Consider the following 15,282-nt stretch of genomic DNA (forward strand, 5'->3'; position numbering starts at 1 on the left):
AAGCTATGCGACTCGAATCCAAGCCGACCCCCCTCGCGACGGCCCTCGCGATCGCCGCTGCCCTGAGCGTCGCCGGCAGCGCCCAGGCCGCCGACCTCAAGTCCGCCACCGCAGCGCAGGCGCGCGGCCTGATCGGCCAGCACCTGGCGACGCTCCAGGCCGACGCCGGCGACGTTTTCCAGGTGCGCGACACCGTGGTCGACCGCGACGGCACCGGGCACGTGCGCTTCGAGCGCAGCTACCGCGGCCTGCGCGTGATCGGCGGCGACGTCGTCGCCAAGACCCAGCGCGGGCAACTGCGCGCGGCCCAACTGACCCTGCGCAGCGCGCAGCGGCCGTCGCTGGTCGCGCGGATCGGCCGCGAGGCCGCCGCGGTCGAGGCCGGCGCGCGCTTCGACGGCAAGCTGGTCCAGGTCCACCGCAACGAACTGGTGATCTACGCGCGCGGCGCGCAGCCGGTGCTGGCGTACGAGGTCACCCTGCAGGGCGAGGACACCCGCAAGCACTCCGGCTTCGTCACTTATTACGTCGACGCCACGAGCGGCAAGGTGCTGGACGCCCAGGACCAGTTGCAGACCGCGGCCGCGGTCGGCACCGGCAAGACCTACTACTACGGCAACCTCAGCATCGCCACCGACCAGAAGAGCGCGACCAGGTTCGACCTGATCGACACCACCCGCGGCAACGGCGCGGTCTACGACGCCAAGGGCGCGGCGATCTCGAACCTGTTCGACATCCTGTTCGCGACCTGGGGCGCGACCCTGTTCACCGACACCGACAACACCTGGGGCAACAACGCGCTCAGCGACCGCGCCACCGTCGCTACCGACATCCACTACGGCGTCGGCGCCACCTGGGACTATTTCAAGAACGTGCACGGCCGCAACGGCCTGTACAACGACGGCGTCGGCATCAAGAGCTACGCCCACACCAACTTCAAGCGCGCCGACGGCAGCACCACCGGGGTCAACGCCGCGTATTTCGCCCTGACCAAGGTGATGTTCTACGGCGACGGCGACGCCGCGCGCGGCTTCGGCCCGATCGTGGGCATCGACGTCGCCGGCCACGAGATGTCGCACGGGGTCAACGCCGCCACCGCCAACCTGGCCTATTCCGGCGACGCCGGCGGCCTCAACGAGGCCAACTCCGACATCTTCGGCACCCTGGTCGAGTTCTACGCCAACCACCCCAACGACCCGGGCGACTACCGCATCGGCGAAATCATGCGCAGCGGCGGGCTGGCCTTCCGCGACATGTACAACCAGGGCGCCGACGGCAAGTCGTTCAACTGCTACATCCCCGGCGGCTTCGATCCCAGCCAGGGCGCCGGCGGCGCGCACGACCCGCACTACACGTCCGGGGTCGGCAACCGCTTCTTCTATCTGCTCGCCGAAGGCGCGGTGGTGCCGGCCGGCTCCGGCCTGACCCCGGCCCAGCTGGTGTGCAACGGCGACACCGCGATCGCCGGCATCGGCCGCGATAAGGCCGGCAAGATCTGGTATCGCGCGCTGACCACTAAGTTCACCTCCAGCACCAGCTACCCGCAGGCGCGGGCGGCGACCCTGGCCGCCGCGGCCGAGCTGTACGGCGCCGGTTCGGCCGAACAGACCGCGGTGGCGCGGGCCTGGAGCGCGGCCGCGGTCAACTGAGCCGCGACCCCGCCGAGGATGCGGCGGCCCGCTGCGGCGGGCCGCCGTGCGGCGACGGAAACCTTGCGCGGCGCCGCAAGCGTGCGCGCGGTCGCGGTCCGTAAGCGCGAAACCCGGCGCAGACGCTGCAGCCGGTGTTGCGCTATGCGATCCTGCCGGGCCGATCCGACGCGACCCCCGGCGCGAACGAACCGACCCGCATGAGCCAGCCCTGTCCGCCCGCTTTCCGTTCGCCCTGTCCGCCCGCCGAGCGCCGCCGCACGATGGGAGGGCGGCGATGAGCGCCGATGCCGCCGCGCTGGAGCCCGCCGTGGACGCGGCCGATCCGCGCTCCGGCGACGACGGCTTCGTGTTCGACGCCGGCGCCTTCGCCTGCGTCGCCGCCGGCCGCGACCTCACCGGTTACGCCTGCCGCTTCCGCAGCGACGGCTACCGCGACGATCTGTTCGCCGCCTATGCGATCGCCTGGCCGTCTCAGCTCGACCGCGCCGTGGTCAAGCGGCGCAGCGACTACCTCGCCGGGCGGATCTGCGCACGGCGCGCGCTGATTGCGCTCGGCCTGGGCGCGGTCGACGTGCCGATCGGGCCGGACCGCGAGCCGGTGTGGCCGGCCGGGGTGATCGCCTCGATCTCGCACGCCGGCGACCGCGCCGTCTGCCTGGCCAGCGCCGACCCGCAGGTCGTCGGCCTGGGCATCGACATCGAGGGCCGGCTGCCGCCGGGCATGGCCGCCGACATCCGCAACGAGGTCGTCGACGCGGCCGAGTCGGCGGCGATCGAGACCCATTTCGCCGACCCGGTGCAGGGCCTGGCGACCGTGTTCTCGGCCAAGGAAAGCCTGTTCAAGGCCTTGTTCCCGCAGGTCGGCGAGTTCTTCGGCTTCGAGGCCATGCGCATCGCCGGGCTGCAGCCGGGACGGATCGAGTTCGCCGCTACCCAGACCCTGGCGGCGACGGTGCGCGAGGGCGACCGGTTCGCGGTCGACTATCTGCTCGACGGCGAGGACGTGCGCACCGTGGCCTGCGTGCTGCGCCGCGGCTGAGGGCCCGCCGCCGGCCGGTCCCGGCCCGGCGGCGCCGATCTGTACGACAATGGGCGGATGCGTTGCCTGTTGATCGACAACTACGACTCTTTCACCTGGAACCTGGCCGATCTGATCGGCAGGGCGTTCGGCGAAGCCCCGGTCGTGGTGCGCAACGACGAGTACCGCTGGCCCGAGCTGCGTGCGCGCGGCTTCGATTGCGCGGTGATCTCGCCCGGCCCCGGCAGCCCGACCCACGAAGCCGATTTCCACGTTTCGGCCCAGGCCATCGCCGAAACCGAGCTGCCCCTGCTGGGCGTCTGCCTGGGCTTCCAGGGCATCGCCCACGCCGCCGGCGGCCGCATCGTGCACGCGCCCGAGCCCTTCCATGGCCGCGCCTGCGCCGTGCATCACGACGGCGACGGACTGTTCGCCGGATTGCCCACGCCGTTCCAGGCCATCCGCTACCACTCGCTGATCGCGGCCGCGCCGCTGCCGCCGGCGCTGATCGCCACCGCGCACACCGAAGACGGCCTGATCATGGCCCTGCGCCACCGGCAGCGGCCGCAGTGGGGCGTGCAGTTCCATCCCGAGTCGATCCTGACCGAACACGGTCTGGCGATGATCGGCAACTTCCGCGACCTGGCCGCGCGCGCGCGCGGTCGTGCGTGGAGCGCGCCCGGCGCGCGCTCCACGCACGAAACCGTCGAGTCGCAAGCTGGCGCCACACACGGAACCGCCGAGCCGCAGGCGCGCGCCGCGCCCGAGCCCGCCGCGCAACTGCGCTGGCGCGCGCTGGCGCCGGGGCTGGATCCGCAGTCGGTGTTCGGCGCACTGTACGCCGCGCGCCCGCATGCGTTCTGGCTCGACAGCCAGAGCGCCGACGAAGCCGCCGAGCATTCGTTCATGGGCGCAGCCGAGGCCGGCGAGGTCTACGCCTACCGCGTGGCCGACGACGACGCGGCCGGCAGCGCCGGCCAGGCCTGGCTGGCGCGGCTGGACGAGGAGCTCGAACGCACCCGCGTCGACGGCGCGCAAACTTTGCCGTTCGCGTTCTGCGGCGGCTTCGTCGGCTATTTCGGCTACGAGATGCAGGCATTGTTCGGCGGCGAGCGCCGCGCCGGCACCGCAGCGCCCGACGCCCTGTGGATGCGGGTGCGCCGCTTCGTCGCCTTCGACCACGCCGGCGGCGCCGCCTGGGCGGTGGCGGTCGCCGACGCCGGCGAAGATCCGGCCGACGCCGAGGCCTGGCTGGACGCGACCGCGCGCGCGGCGGAAGCCACGCGCGGTGCGGCCGTCGCCGAGTCTGCCGCCGCCACGACGACGCAGCTGGACGTCGCAATGGACCTCGGCCGGGACGACTACCTGGCGGCGATCGGCGAGTGCCGTGCCGCCATCGTCGACGGCGAGTCGTACCAGGTGTGCCTGACCAATCACTTCCGCTTCGCCGCCGCGTTCGATCCCTATGCCCTGTACCGGCGCATGCGCCGCGGCAATGCCGCGCCGTTCGGCGCCTTCCTGCGCAGCGGCGCGTACAGCGTGCTGAGCACCTCGCCGGAGCGCTTCCTGCGCGTCGACCGCGAGGGCCGGATCCAGACCAAGCCGATCAAGGGCACGATCCGCCGCGCCGCCGACCCGCAGCGCGACGCCGAGTACGCGCGCAAGCTGGCCGACTCGCCCAAGGACCGGGCCGAGAACCTGATGATCGTCGACCTGATGCGCAACGATCTCAACCGGGTGGCGCAGCCCGGCTCGGTCGAAGTGCCCAAGCTGCGCGTGGTCGAGAGCTATCGCACCGTGCACCAGCTGGTCAGCACGGTCGAAGCGCAACTGCGCCCGGACCGCAGCCTGATCGACCTGGTGCGCGCGACCTTCCCGGGCGGCTCGATCAGCGGCGCGCCCAAGCTGCGTACCCTGCAGATCATCGACCGGCTCGAACGCAGCCCGCGCGGGGTGTACTGCGGTTCGATCGGCTACCTGGGCTACCACCGCGTCGCCGACCTCAACATCGGCATCCGCACCCTGTCCTACGACGGCCGCGAGGCCGCGTTCGGCGCCGGCGGCGCGATCACCTACCTGTCCGACGCGCAGGCCGAGTTCGACGAGGTCTTGCTCAAGGCCGAGGCGGTGCTGCGGCCGGTGTGGGACTTCCTCGCCGACGGCGCCGCCTACCGGGCCCGTCTGCACGGCGACCGCCTGTCGCTGAGCGCAGCGCCGCTCAGCGACGCAACGCCAGACTGAGCGCGACCGCCTGCACGGCGCGACCGCCCGGACCCGTGTCCGGCGGGCCGCGCATCGCCCGTCGCGCCAATCGCGATTGGTCCCACTTCAGTGCCGCGATGTAGTCCTCGTAAGCCTTCATCCGCGCCTGCCAGTAATCCAGCTCCATCGCGCTGCGGACCAGGAAACGCTGCGCCTCGTTGTCATTGGCGGCGAGATCGCCGGGGCTGTCGCGCACGCCGGCGCGTTGCAGCTCGATGTCCTGGAACTGCCGGCCGCGTTCGATCAGGGTCTTGAGCATGCGCACCGACTCGTTGTAGCGCGCGTTCTCGGCCAGCACCAGGCGCTGGCAGATCGCCAGCTGCTGGCGCGCGATCGGTCCGTTCAAGTCGGGCGCGGCCTGGCGCAGCACGCTCGGCAGGCGTTCGCGCACTTCGCCGCTGCGGCTCGGACACAAATCCTCCAGGCCGTAGTCGTCCGGACGCGCGGCGAAGTCGTCGCGCATCTGCGCCGGAGCGAAATTCAGCCGGCGCAGGCCGATCAGTTGCTGGCGGAAATGCGCGACGGTCTCGCGCCAGCGCTGCGCCTGTTTGCCGAACTCGATCGCGTCCTTGCCGGTCTGCTGGATCTGGGCGCTGAGGTTGCCGGGGTCGCTGACCAGCATCTGCGCCGTCGCGGTGTGAGCGCACGATGCCGCGGACGCGACGAGCAGCAGGCGAGCAAGACGGCGGCGAACGGGGCGTGCGGAAGCAGGCATGGCGATTCCTTTCGATGCGCAAGGCGCTGGTAGGTCGTTGCCGATGCGGCGACGCTGCGCACGACTATCGCACGTGCGGCGCGCACTGCGGCCGCGCGCGCAAGCGCGGACCGCACGCACGCGTCCACGCGCGTGGCCGTTCGCGCCGATAGCGCTACTGCAGGTTTCGCGCGCGTGCATGCCGTCACCGCGCTCAACGAATGTGCGGCGATAAACATTTTGATTCCTGCGCGCTGTCGGCCCACAATCCGCGCCCCAACACGCGACACGGATGCGGCATCCGCCGCGGCGAGACGGCAACGCGACCGCTTCGCTCCATCCGAGCATCGCGCAGCGAACCAGCCATGATCCGAGTCCTCATCGTCGTCGACCTGCCCTTGCTCGGCAGTGGCCTGCGCTCGATTCTCGACCGCGAACCGGACCTGACCGCGACCGCGGAAATCGCGCCGGAACGGTTGAATGCGTTGATTCCGGCGCAGATCGACGCCGACCTGGCGCTGTGCGCGCTGGAGCGCGGCGACAGCGACGGCGTGCGCGCGGTGCGCCGATTGCTGCAATTGCGCGCGAATCTGCGCATCGTCTATTTCGCCGCCGCCGACGTGGCGGTGCCTGCGGCGCTGCTGGATGCCGGCGTGCACGGCTACCTCGCGCGCGGTTGCGATGCGCGCACCCTGGTCTACGCCCTGCGTCGTGTCGCCGGCGGCCACGACCACATCGACGCCTCGCTGCCGCGCAGCGTGCTGCTCGGTCTGTCGCCGTTCCGGCGCTTGAGCGCACGCGAACGCGAAGTCGCCTTGCTGACCGTGCAGGACTACAGCACCCGCGGCATCGCCGAACTGCTCGGCGTCGACGAGAGCACGGTGCGCACGGTGCGCTCGCGCGCCTATCGCAAGCTCGGCCTGCGCAGCGCGGTCGGCCTGAGCCGGCTGGCCGACAAACACGGCTTCGGCCAGTGAGGTCCATCGGGCCGGCGATGTGGGTGAAGCGTGAAAACCCTTTCGATTCCGAACGTGATCGACGCGTGGTCCGCACGGCCGCCCCGAGCTGAACGAGTCAGCTTGGCTGCCCGCGTCCGGCTCGCCCACCGCTGCGCCGCCTTGCGATTGCCGTCACGAACGCAAGCTCGCCGGCGCTGCATTGTGTAGCCGACGGACTGCGGTCGATGCGGCCGCAAGAGACAAGCATCCGGGGGCGTTGCTTGCGCAGAGCACTGGACCGACTGGAACCGGACGACCCGCGCCAGACCGCCGGCGACGGCGACGGACGGCCTGCCGATTTCGAAACCCACTCACCGCCGCCGCGCGCGCGGGCCGCGGCGCAAAGCCGCCTGCGTACCCAGGCCGTGCCGCGGCGCGTGGCCGGTGCCCGACCGGCGCCGTTGGCGCGTTCTCGCGGCGAAGTCGAATGGAGCGAAATCGCCGCGACCCTGCTCGGCGCGCGCCGCGCCGGCCTGATCTGGCCGCCGGCGCCGGCGCAGCAGGCAGTGCTCGGCCGGGCGATGCCGACGGGGCCGCGCTGGCTGCACGAGATCCTGTGGAAAGGGCAGCGCCTGAGCGCGCTGATCGTCGACGGCGAAGCCCGGCTGTGGGCCGAAAACGGCGAGGAACGCAGCGACGCTTACCCGGGCATCGTCCTGACCCTGCAGCAATTGGGCTTGCAGCAGGCGCACCTGGACGGCGTGCTGATCGCCGATCCGGGCCTGCGCGAGCGCTACCGCACCGCCGCTCCAACGGCGGGCTTGGAACGGCGGCCGGCGGCGACCCTGATCCTGTTCGACCTGCTGCATGTGGACGGGGTCGACATCGAGCAGTCGCCCCTGGTCGACCGCAAGACCGTGCTCGAGCTGATGCTGCGCCAGGCCCCGCGCGGGCTGGAATACGGCACCCACATCCTCGGCAGCGGCAAGGCCGCCCTGGCATTGGCGCTGAGCCAGCACCTGGAAGGGGTGATCTGCAAGCGCGCGTTCGGTCGTCACGTGCAGGGGCCGAGCCCGGACTGGCGGCGGATCGGCTTGCTCCAGTTCGGCCAGTTCGCGATCGTCGGCTACACGCCGGCCGACCCGGCGGCGCGGCGGCCGGCCACGTTGCTGCTCGGCCGGCCCAAGGGCCAGACCGGTTGGCGCTATGTCGGCCGGGTCGCGGTCGAGGCCGGCAGCGAATTCGAACGCGAACTATTGCCGCGGCTGGTCGCGGCGGCGCGGCGACGGGTCACCTTCGGCCCTGACGTCGATCCGATCGAGGACGCGGTGTGGTGCAACCCGCGCCTGGTGGTCGAAGTGCGCAGCCACGGCTTCAACAGCAAGGGCTTGTTGCGCCAGCCGGGACTGCAAGCCTGGCGCCGCGAGCGCAAGGTCGCCGAGTTGCGCCTGCCGGCTTCGACCCGCCGGCGTTCGTCCCGGCGCGGTTGAGCCGGCCGTGCGAAGCGCTGCCGCAACGGGCTGAACCGATGGCCTGAATCCGTAGCGTTGTGCCTGTCGGCACACGACAGGATGTGACGCAGAAGTGTGCCCCTGTTCGCTCTGCGTCAGTGTTTCATCTGCCCGTGCCGGCCCTGGGCCCCGGTTTGCAAGGCTTCCGCAGATGGCATGATTTTTGTGACCATTGTCACTGAATAATGCTCGCAGCGAGGCCCCCGGTGGGCCGATGGACCTCCAAAAAGCCGGACGACGACGAAGGCGGGCGCAAACCCTCGCGCGCCTCGGTGATCGCTTTGGTCTGCGCCACTGCCTTGGCGGTGGTCGCCGCGCTGTTGGCCAGCCGCAGCCAGGCCGGCCCGGCCCCGGCGGCGCAGGGCCCGGCCGCCCGGACCGCACCTGCCGGCCCGCGTTGAATCATCGCGGCGTTGGGCCGGTCGAGGGCGTATCGCGGCATGGCCCGGCATTCCCTGGATGCCCGACTTCGCGGGCATCACGGCTTGGGGACGCGCCGCTTTACCCACCCGCCGTCATCCGCGCCGCTACCGCCATTCGGCAGTGAGCGCCTCCTCGCGCGCGAAGCGCTGCAGGTGCTCCAGCACCACGCCTTGCAATGAAATCAGGCGCGCCGCATCGGCGGCGGCGAGTTCGAGCTCGAGGCGCTCATCGGCGGCGGTGGCGTCCAGGCGGGCGTCGGCGTCGAACACGATGCGGGCGCGGTCGTCGGCGTACTCGACCGCGAACTTGTGCCGCCAGTGATTGCACAGCGTGCGCAACAGCTTGCGCGCCTGGGCGCTGGCGATTCGGGCATGAGCGGTGGGCATGGCGTTTCCTCGATGGCGATGCAGCGGGCAGCGAAGGTCAGGCGGGCAGGGCGCAGCCGTCGGCGGCGCAGCCGAACGCGGCCGGCGCCGCGGCGCGCAGGCCGGCCAGGCGTTCGAGCAGATGTGCGCGCCAGGCCTCCGGTTGGCCCAGATACCGGCCGATGTCGAGCGATGCGGCGGTCGAGCCGCCGACCTCCAGCGCCACGGTCGGGAAGCCGTGACCGCCCAGCCGGCGCAGCAGGCCGCGACTGGCCTCGATGTGGGCCTGGCTCGGCGCGCCGAGCTGCGCCGCGAAGGCGATATCGAAGGCGTCCCCGTCCAGGCCGAGTTCGAGCGCGAGCGCGCGCAGGGTCGCCGGCTCGGCGATGCGCCGGCCGTGCTGGTAGTGCGCACGCTGGATTCGCTGCAGCAATTCCAGGCCGCGCCCGCCCAGGGTGTGCGCCGCCAGCACGGCGGCGATCGGCGGTTCGGAGTCGAGCAGCGCCGCTTCGTCGAGCAGCAGCCCGTCGAAGTAGGCTTCGCCGAACGGCTGGCCGCTGAGCTGGGCGATGCGGCGATCGTGCGGCAGCACGTACTCGCGCCAGTCGCGGCCGACGTGCCGGCGTTGCGCGCCGGCCATCATGCCGCCGGCGTGCAGTTCGATCGCCAGCCCGGGCAGACGGGCAGCGGTGGCGATCAGCGGGGCGACGGCGTAGCACCAGCCGCACAGCGGATCGTAAAGGTAGTGCAGGCGGGCGACCGGCGCGGTCGTGGCGGGGGCGGTGGTCATGGCAGATCCTGGATGTCGGCCGCGTGGCGGCTTGGGCGGCGGCGGGTCGCCGCTGCCGGGCAGGAGTGCACGATAGTTGAGTGAAACGGCGCAAAAAATGCCGTACAAGCGAAATATTTGTTGATCGAATCGCGCAGATATGGACCGGATCACCGCCATGACCGTCTTCGTCGAGGTCGCCGAACGCGGCAGCCTGACCGCCGCCGCCGAGGCCCTGGACATGTCCCGGGCGATGGCCACGCGCTATCTGGCCGCGCTCGAGGACTGGCTGGGCGCACGCGTCCTGCACCGCACCACCCGCCGGCTCAGCCTGACCCCGGCCGGCGAGGTGGCGCTGGACCGCTGCCGGCGCATGCTCGCGGTCGGGGACGAACTCAAGAGCGCGCTGACCGATGCCGAAGGCGTGCCGCACGGACAACTGCGGCTGACCTGCAGCACCTCGCTCGGGCTCAGCCATCTCGCCGGCGCCGTGTCCGATTTCGTCCGCCGCTATCCGGGCGCGGCGGTCGACGTGGTCCTGGCCGACCGCGCGGTCAACCTGGTCGAAGAGCGCATCGACGTCGCTATCCGCATCAGCCGCAGCCTGGAGCCGGGCCTGATCGCGCGCCGCATCACCGTCTGCCGTTCGGTGCTGTGCGCCGCGCCGGCCTATCTGACCGCCCGCGGCCTGCCGCACCGGCCGGCCGATCTGGCCACGCACAATTGCCTCACCCATCACTACGTCGGCAAGAGCCTGTGGTCGCTGCATCGCGACGGCCAGACCGACGCGGTCGCGGTGGAAGGTTCGATCAGCGCCAACGACGCCACCCTGATCGCCCAGGCGGTGCGCGCCGGCGCCGGCATCGGCCTGCTGCCGACCTATCTGGTCGCGCCGATGCTGCGGGCCGGCGAACTGGTGCGGGTGCTGCCGGACTATGCACCCGACGAGATGGGCGTGTTCGGCGTGTACCTGTCGCGCCGGCAGATGCCGCTGATCGTGCGCGCCTTCCTCGACTTCCTGGTCGAACGTTTCGGCGAAGAACCCGAGTGGGACCGGGCACTGGGGCTGGCCTGAGCGAAGGCCGGCAAGACGCAGGCGACACTCTGCGGCCGGCGCGGCCGTAGGCTGCGGAACTGATAGTCCCGCAGGCCGCAGGCGCAACTGCATGCCGAAGTCGGCCTAACTTGGACAGGGCGATGTAGCGGTCACCTGTCGATTCGTCACTCATCAAGCCGGAAAAGCACACTGCTCGTGATCGAACGCCGACGACCGATCCTACGCGGTTCCTGTGGGCCGATTAGCGCGCTCTGGGTTCGTTGGCGTATGAGAGTGGTTTGGAGTTGGCTCAAAAGCCTTATTCGATAGGAATACAGGCAAGAACAAGAGAGAAGGCCCGCTGAGTCCGTTTACCGCCCGTCGGGACTCACGGTACCTCACATCGGGTGCCCGGCCGGACTGAGATCTATCCGGAGTCTTTTTGGGTTACTTTGTAAAAAATCGTGATATCAATCACATTTATGATTAGAGTTCAGTCGCATAAAAAGCAGGCGGAGATCCGATCGGAAAGCCGTTTGACTCGCGATTGTCCCGCTCCGGTCTGCTATTCACCACGGCGTGCGCTAGTGTGCTTGAGATCATTATCGCGGCCAACGCACGCCAAGACGAACGGAATCGACGACTAGCCAATCGCAGTTCTTTGGGCAAAGCACTTTGAAGGTCAGGGGGATAAAAGTGCCTATGAAGCAACTTATCGGCGAAGGTGCGGCACCGTCCCGAATTCGGACGTTCGCAACGATTTGCTCCGCGCTTTTCTTAGCTTTCGTCGGCGACGCGAACGCCCAGTTCAAGGTAGGAGCGACCTTCAGGAACGCTACCGAGCCTGGCTGGACCATATCCGGTACCAACAACGTAGGCACCGACGACAGCGGCATCCTGACCGGCGGCTACGGTGCGATTCCGAACAATGTCAACGACCCGGTTGGGAACGGCTGGTTGCGCCTTTCGACCAACCAGGTCAATCAATCCGGTACGGCGCTGTACACCGGCGCCACCTTTCCATCGACGCAAGGCGTTGTCGCCGAGTTCGACTACGTCAGTTGGGGCGGAACCGGCGCCGACGGTCTGAGTTTCTTCCTCTACGATGCGGCTTCGAACATGGCCGGCGCGGGTACCGGCGGGGCCTTGGGCTATTGCGCCGGAGCCGGCGGGTATCTCGGCATCGGGCTGGACGAATGGGGCAACTATTCCAACACGGGCGGCAATTCGTGCGCATCGGCTACCGGCATTGGATACGTTCCAGATAGCGTGGCGGTACGAGGCCCTGTTTCCAGCGGTAATCCCTATGTCGGTGGACAAACGCTCGCAGCGGGCATCGACGACCCCGGAGTCTTGGCCCGCCCCAGCATCAATCGCGTGCGGGTCGCCTTGGTTCCAAACGGTACCGGGGGATATCGCGTGAGCGTCGGCCTAGGCACGACGGCGACCAACATCGTCAACGTACTGAGCAATCTGAACTTTCCGTACGCAGCACCGACGAATCTGCGCATGGGCTTTGCCAGTGCGACCGGCGATGAAACCAATATCCACGAAATCCGCAACGTAACGGCTTCGGTGCCGGCGGACATCGCCGTCACCAAGACTGTCGCTTCCGCCACGCTGTTTCGCGGCCAGACGCAGACCTACACTGTGGTCGTGCGCAACAACGATATCAATCCCGTCGATCCGGGAGACCAGTCGCCTCCGATCAACGCCGCCAACGCGCCGGACATCTCCGACGCCTTGCCGGCCCAGTTGCAGAGCGTCAGTTGGACCTGCGCCGCCTCCGCCGGCTCGACCTGCCCCGCCGCCAGCGGTACCGGCAACATCGCCATCGCAGGCGGCTACACCTTGGCCACCGGCGGGCAACTGACATTCACGATCACGGGCACGGTTGCCGCCACCGCAACTTGCGGCGCGACCGTCACCAACACGGCGACGGCGGACTTCTCCGCGACGGACGGCTTCTCCGATATCAACGTCAATAACAACAGCGCAAGCGCCGTTTTTACGGTGGCTTGCGCCGATCTGGCCATCAGCAAGACCAACAATCAGACGATCTATGCGCCCGGCCAGTCGATCAGCTATGTACTGGTTGCGAGCAACGCCGGTCCCGCAGCGGTGACGAACGCGGTCTTCGCCGATCCGGCCATCGCGAACTTCAACGTCACCGGCGTGACCTGCGCCAGCCCGGTAGGCGGTGCTGTCTGCCCCGCGGTAGGAGGCGCACCCGGACAGCTGTCGATAGCGAACATGCAAGGAAGCGGGGTGAACATTCCATCCCTGCCCACGGGAGGTAGCGTTACCTTCACCGTCTCCGGAACCGTGGCTTCCAACGCGACCGGCAATTTGACCAATACCGCGCAGATCGCGTTGCCGAACGGCGGTGTCGACAGCACTCCAGCCAATAATACCGCGTCCGACACCGACACTCCCCAGCCCAATTTCGGAGTGTGCGACTCGCGGCTGTGGCTGGAGCAGTCGCCGGGCGCGCCGACGCCGACCACGCTGTACCAGATCAACACCAACGCCAATCCACTGACATTCACGCCGATCGGCGCTGCCAACTTGCTGTACAACGCAGTGGGCTACAACCCCAGCGACAACTATCAGTACGGCTTGGTGACGACCAACACCAACACCCTGGTCAAGATCGGCGCCGACGGCAGCGCAATCAGCCTCGGCGCGGTCAGCGGCCTGCCGGTGGCGACCTATATCAGCGGCGCGTTCGGTACCGCCGGCAACATCCTGTACGTCAAGGACAACGTCGCCGCCGGCACGACCATGTACGCGATCAACGTGACCACGTTGACCGCGACCGCGATTCCTCTCAGTACGGCGATCAACATTGCCGACTGGGCTTGGGTCAATGGCCTGCTCTATAGCGTGACCAACGGCGGCCAACTGGTGTCGGTCAATCCGACCACCGGCGCGGTGACCAGCATCGGCGCGCCGAACGGGCTGCCGGCCGGCTTCTTCGGCGCGATCTACGGCGCGCCCAACGGCCTCTACGGTTCGGGCAACAACCCGCCCAGCGGTTTCTATAAGTTCGACCTGGCCACCGGAGCGGCGACGCTGATCAGCGGCGCGCCGGGCTCCAGCGCGAACGACGGCTCCAATTGTCCGACCGCCAACATCACCTTCGGCGCCGACCTGCAGATCACCAAGACCAACACGCCCGCCTCGGGGCCGAACGATCTGGCCAACGACCGCTACACGCCGGGCACGGCGCGCACCTACACCGTCGTGGTCACCAACGCCGGACCGTTCGGCGCCGCCAATGCGGTGTTTACCGATCCGGCGATCGCCAACTTCACGGTGAGCTCGGTGACTTGCGGCAGCCCGACCGGGGGCGGCGTCTGCCCGAGCGTAGCCAACACCACCGTGGCGTTGATGCAGGGCGGCGGCATCGTGATTCCGTCGCTGCCGTACAGCAGCAACACGTCGAGCAGCGTCACCTTCACCGTGACCGGCACCATCGCCGCCGGGGCGACCGGCGCGCTGACCAACGTCGCCAACATCGCGGCCGGCGCCGGCACCAGCGACGCCACGCCGGGCAACAACAGCGCCACCGATACCGACACGCCGACCGGCACGATCGTGATCGTCAAGGACGCGGTGCCCAACGACGCTCAAGACTTCGCCTTCACCACCACCGGCACCGGCTTGAGCGCGTTCAGCCTCGACGACGATGCCGACGGTACCCTGCCGAACACGCGCACGTTCACCGGGCTGGAACCGGGCAGCTACGGCGTGACCGAGGCCGTGACCGCCGGCTGGAGCCTGACCGCCTTGAGCTGCAGCGATCCGGACAACGGCACCGTCGTCGACTTGACCAATCGGCTGGCGACGATCGACATCGACTCGGGCGAGACGGTCACCTGCACCTACACCAACGGCCGCCTGCCGGTCCTGCGCTTGCAGAAGGCGTTGCCGCTGGGCCGCTTCGTCGCCGCCGACCAGTTCGCGTTGAGCATCGCCGGCAGCGGCGGTCCGGCGAGCGTCACCACCACCGGCAGCGGGACCACCGCGACCGGCGCGGCGACGTTGAACCCCGGCGCGATCGGAGCGGCCTACACCTTCTCCGAAGCGGCCGCCGCCGGCGCCGATCTGGCCAACTACGCCGGCACCTATGCCTGCACCAATGCCCTGGCCGGCGGCCAGGCGCCGAGCGGCAGCGGCACGACGTTCAACCTGACCGCCGCGGCCGGCGACGATCTCAGCTGCACGTTCACCAATACCCGCAATCCGATCGCCGATCTGTCGATCACTAAGACCAACACGCCCGGCTCGGGCCCGAACGATCAGGCCGGCGACACCCTGACCCGCGGCGCGAGCACGACCTACACGATCGTCGTCACCAACAACGGCCCCGACACGGTCGCCGGCGCGATCCTGGTCGACCCCCCCGGCAGCCGCAGCGGCCTGAGCTGCACCGCGCCGCCGGTCTGCACCGGTGCGGCCTGTCCGGCCGGGTTGACCCTGGCGCAGTTGGAAAGCGGCGTGGCGCTGGGCGCCCTGGCCAACGGTGCGACAGTGACGGTCACGCTGAGCTGCACGGTCAACTGAGGCCGGCGACTGTACGCGAGCGTGTGGCGGCGGGGGGGGGGAGGG

11 protein-coding genes are annotated in these 15,282 nt (G+C 69.5%); 7 read left to right on the plus strand and 4 right to left on the minus strand.

Annotated elements, in window-relative coordinates:
* The first annotated feature begins 5 nt into the window (after positions 1-5).
* The 3 genes from TX83_RS07870 (at position 6) to pabB (ending at position 4,911) form a co-directional block, all read left to right on the plus strand.
* Positions 6-1,649, plus strand: coding sequence for a M4 family metallopeptidase (locus TX83_RS07870; RefSeq protein WP_064747390.1), 1,644 nt, complete (start codon positions 6-8; stop codon positions 1,647-1,649).
* Positions 1,650-1,926: 277 nt separating this feature from the next.
* Complete coding sequence (locus tag TX83_RS07875) at positions 1,927-2,691, plus strand: 4'-phosphopantetheinyl transferase family protein (protein ID WP_064747391.1); 765 nt, start codon at positions 1,927-1,929, stop codon at positions 2,689-2,691.
* A gap of 57 nt (positions 2,692-2,748) precedes the next feature.
* Positions 2,749-4,911, plus strand: a complete 2,163-nt coding sequence (gene pabB, locus TX83_RS07880; RefSeq protein WP_064747392.1) for an aminodeoxychorismate synthase component I — start codon at positions 2,749-2,751, stop codon at positions 4,909-4,911.
* On the opposite strand, the gene TX83_RS07885 is transcribed toward pabB, so the two are convergent.
* Positions 4,889-5,554 carry a hypothetical protein gene (locus tag TX83_RS07885; protein ID WP_261370060.1) on the minus strand — a complete coding sequence of 222 codons (666 nt, stop codon included), beginning with the start codon at positions 5,552-5,554 and terminating at the stop codon, positions 4,889-4,891. The genes pabB and TX83_RS07885 overlap by 23 nt on opposite strands.
* 437 nt (positions 5,555-5,991) lie before the next feature.
* Between TX83_RS07885 and TX83_RS07890 the strand changes: the two genes are divergently transcribed.
* The gene (locus TX83_RS07890) at positions 5,992-6,603 is read left to right on the plus strand and encodes a LuxR C-terminal-related transcriptional regulator (RefSeq protein WP_064747393.1); all 612 of its coding nucleotides are present in this window, start codon (positions 5,992-5,994) and stop codon (positions 6,601-6,603) included.
* A gap of 242 nt (positions 6,604-6,845) precedes the next feature.
* Positions 6,846-8,054 carry a hypothetical protein gene (locus tag TX83_RS07895; protein WP_064747394.1) on the plus strand — a complete coding sequence of 403 codons (1,209 nt, stop codon included), beginning with the start codon at positions 6,846-6,848 and terminating at the stop codon, positions 8,052-8,054.
* A gap of 196 nt (positions 8,055-8,250) precedes the next feature.
* On the opposite strand, the gene TX83_RS22625 is transcribed toward TX83_RS07895, so the two are convergent.
* The 3 genes from TX83_RS22625 to TX83_RS07910 all read right to left on the minus strand — a co-directional run bounded on the left by TX83_RS22625 (position 8,251) and on the right by TX83_RS07910 (position 9,653).
* The gene (locus TX83_RS22625; RefSeq protein WP_141233405.1) at positions 8,251-8,517 is read right to left on the minus strand and encodes a hypothetical protein; all 267 of its coding nucleotides are present in this window, start codon (positions 8,515-8,517) and stop codon (positions 8,251-8,253) included.
* 85 nt (positions 8,518-8,602) lie between these two features.
* Entirely contained in the window at positions 8,603-8,884 is a 282-nt protein-coding gene (locus tag TX83_RS07905) for a DUF2218 domain-containing protein (RefSeq protein WP_064747396.1), read from the minus strand.
* Positions 8,885-8,921: 37 nt separating this feature from the next.
* Complete coding sequence (locus TX83_RS07910) at positions 8,922-9,653, minus strand: DsbA family protein (RefSeq protein ID WP_064747397.1); 732 nt, start codon at positions 9,651-9,653, stop codon at positions 8,922-8,924.
* A 157-nt stretch (positions 9,654-9,810) separates the two neighbouring features.
* On the opposite strand from TX83_RS07910, the gene TX83_RS07915 reads away from it, so the two are divergent.
* Together TX83_RS07915 and TX83_RS07920 are read left to right on the plus strand one after the other, a co-directional pair.
* Entirely contained in the window at positions 9,811-10,707 is an 897-nt protein-coding gene (locus TX83_RS07915) for a LysR family transcriptional regulator (RefSeq protein WP_315851255.1), read from the plus strand.
* A gap of 918 nt (positions 10,708-11,625) precedes the next feature.
* Entirely contained in the window at positions 11,626-15,237 is a 3,612-nt protein-coding gene (locus tag TX83_RS07920; RefSeq protein ID WP_141233406.1) for a DUF6923 family protein, read from the plus strand.
* Positions 15,238-15,282: the final 45 nt, after the last annotated feature.

The organism is Lysobacter antibioticus HS124 (assembly GCF_000336385.2).
Taxonomy (GTDB): Bacteria; Pseudomonadota; Gammaproteobacteria; order Xanthomonadales; family Xanthomonadaceae; genus Lysobacter; species Lysobacter firmicutimachus.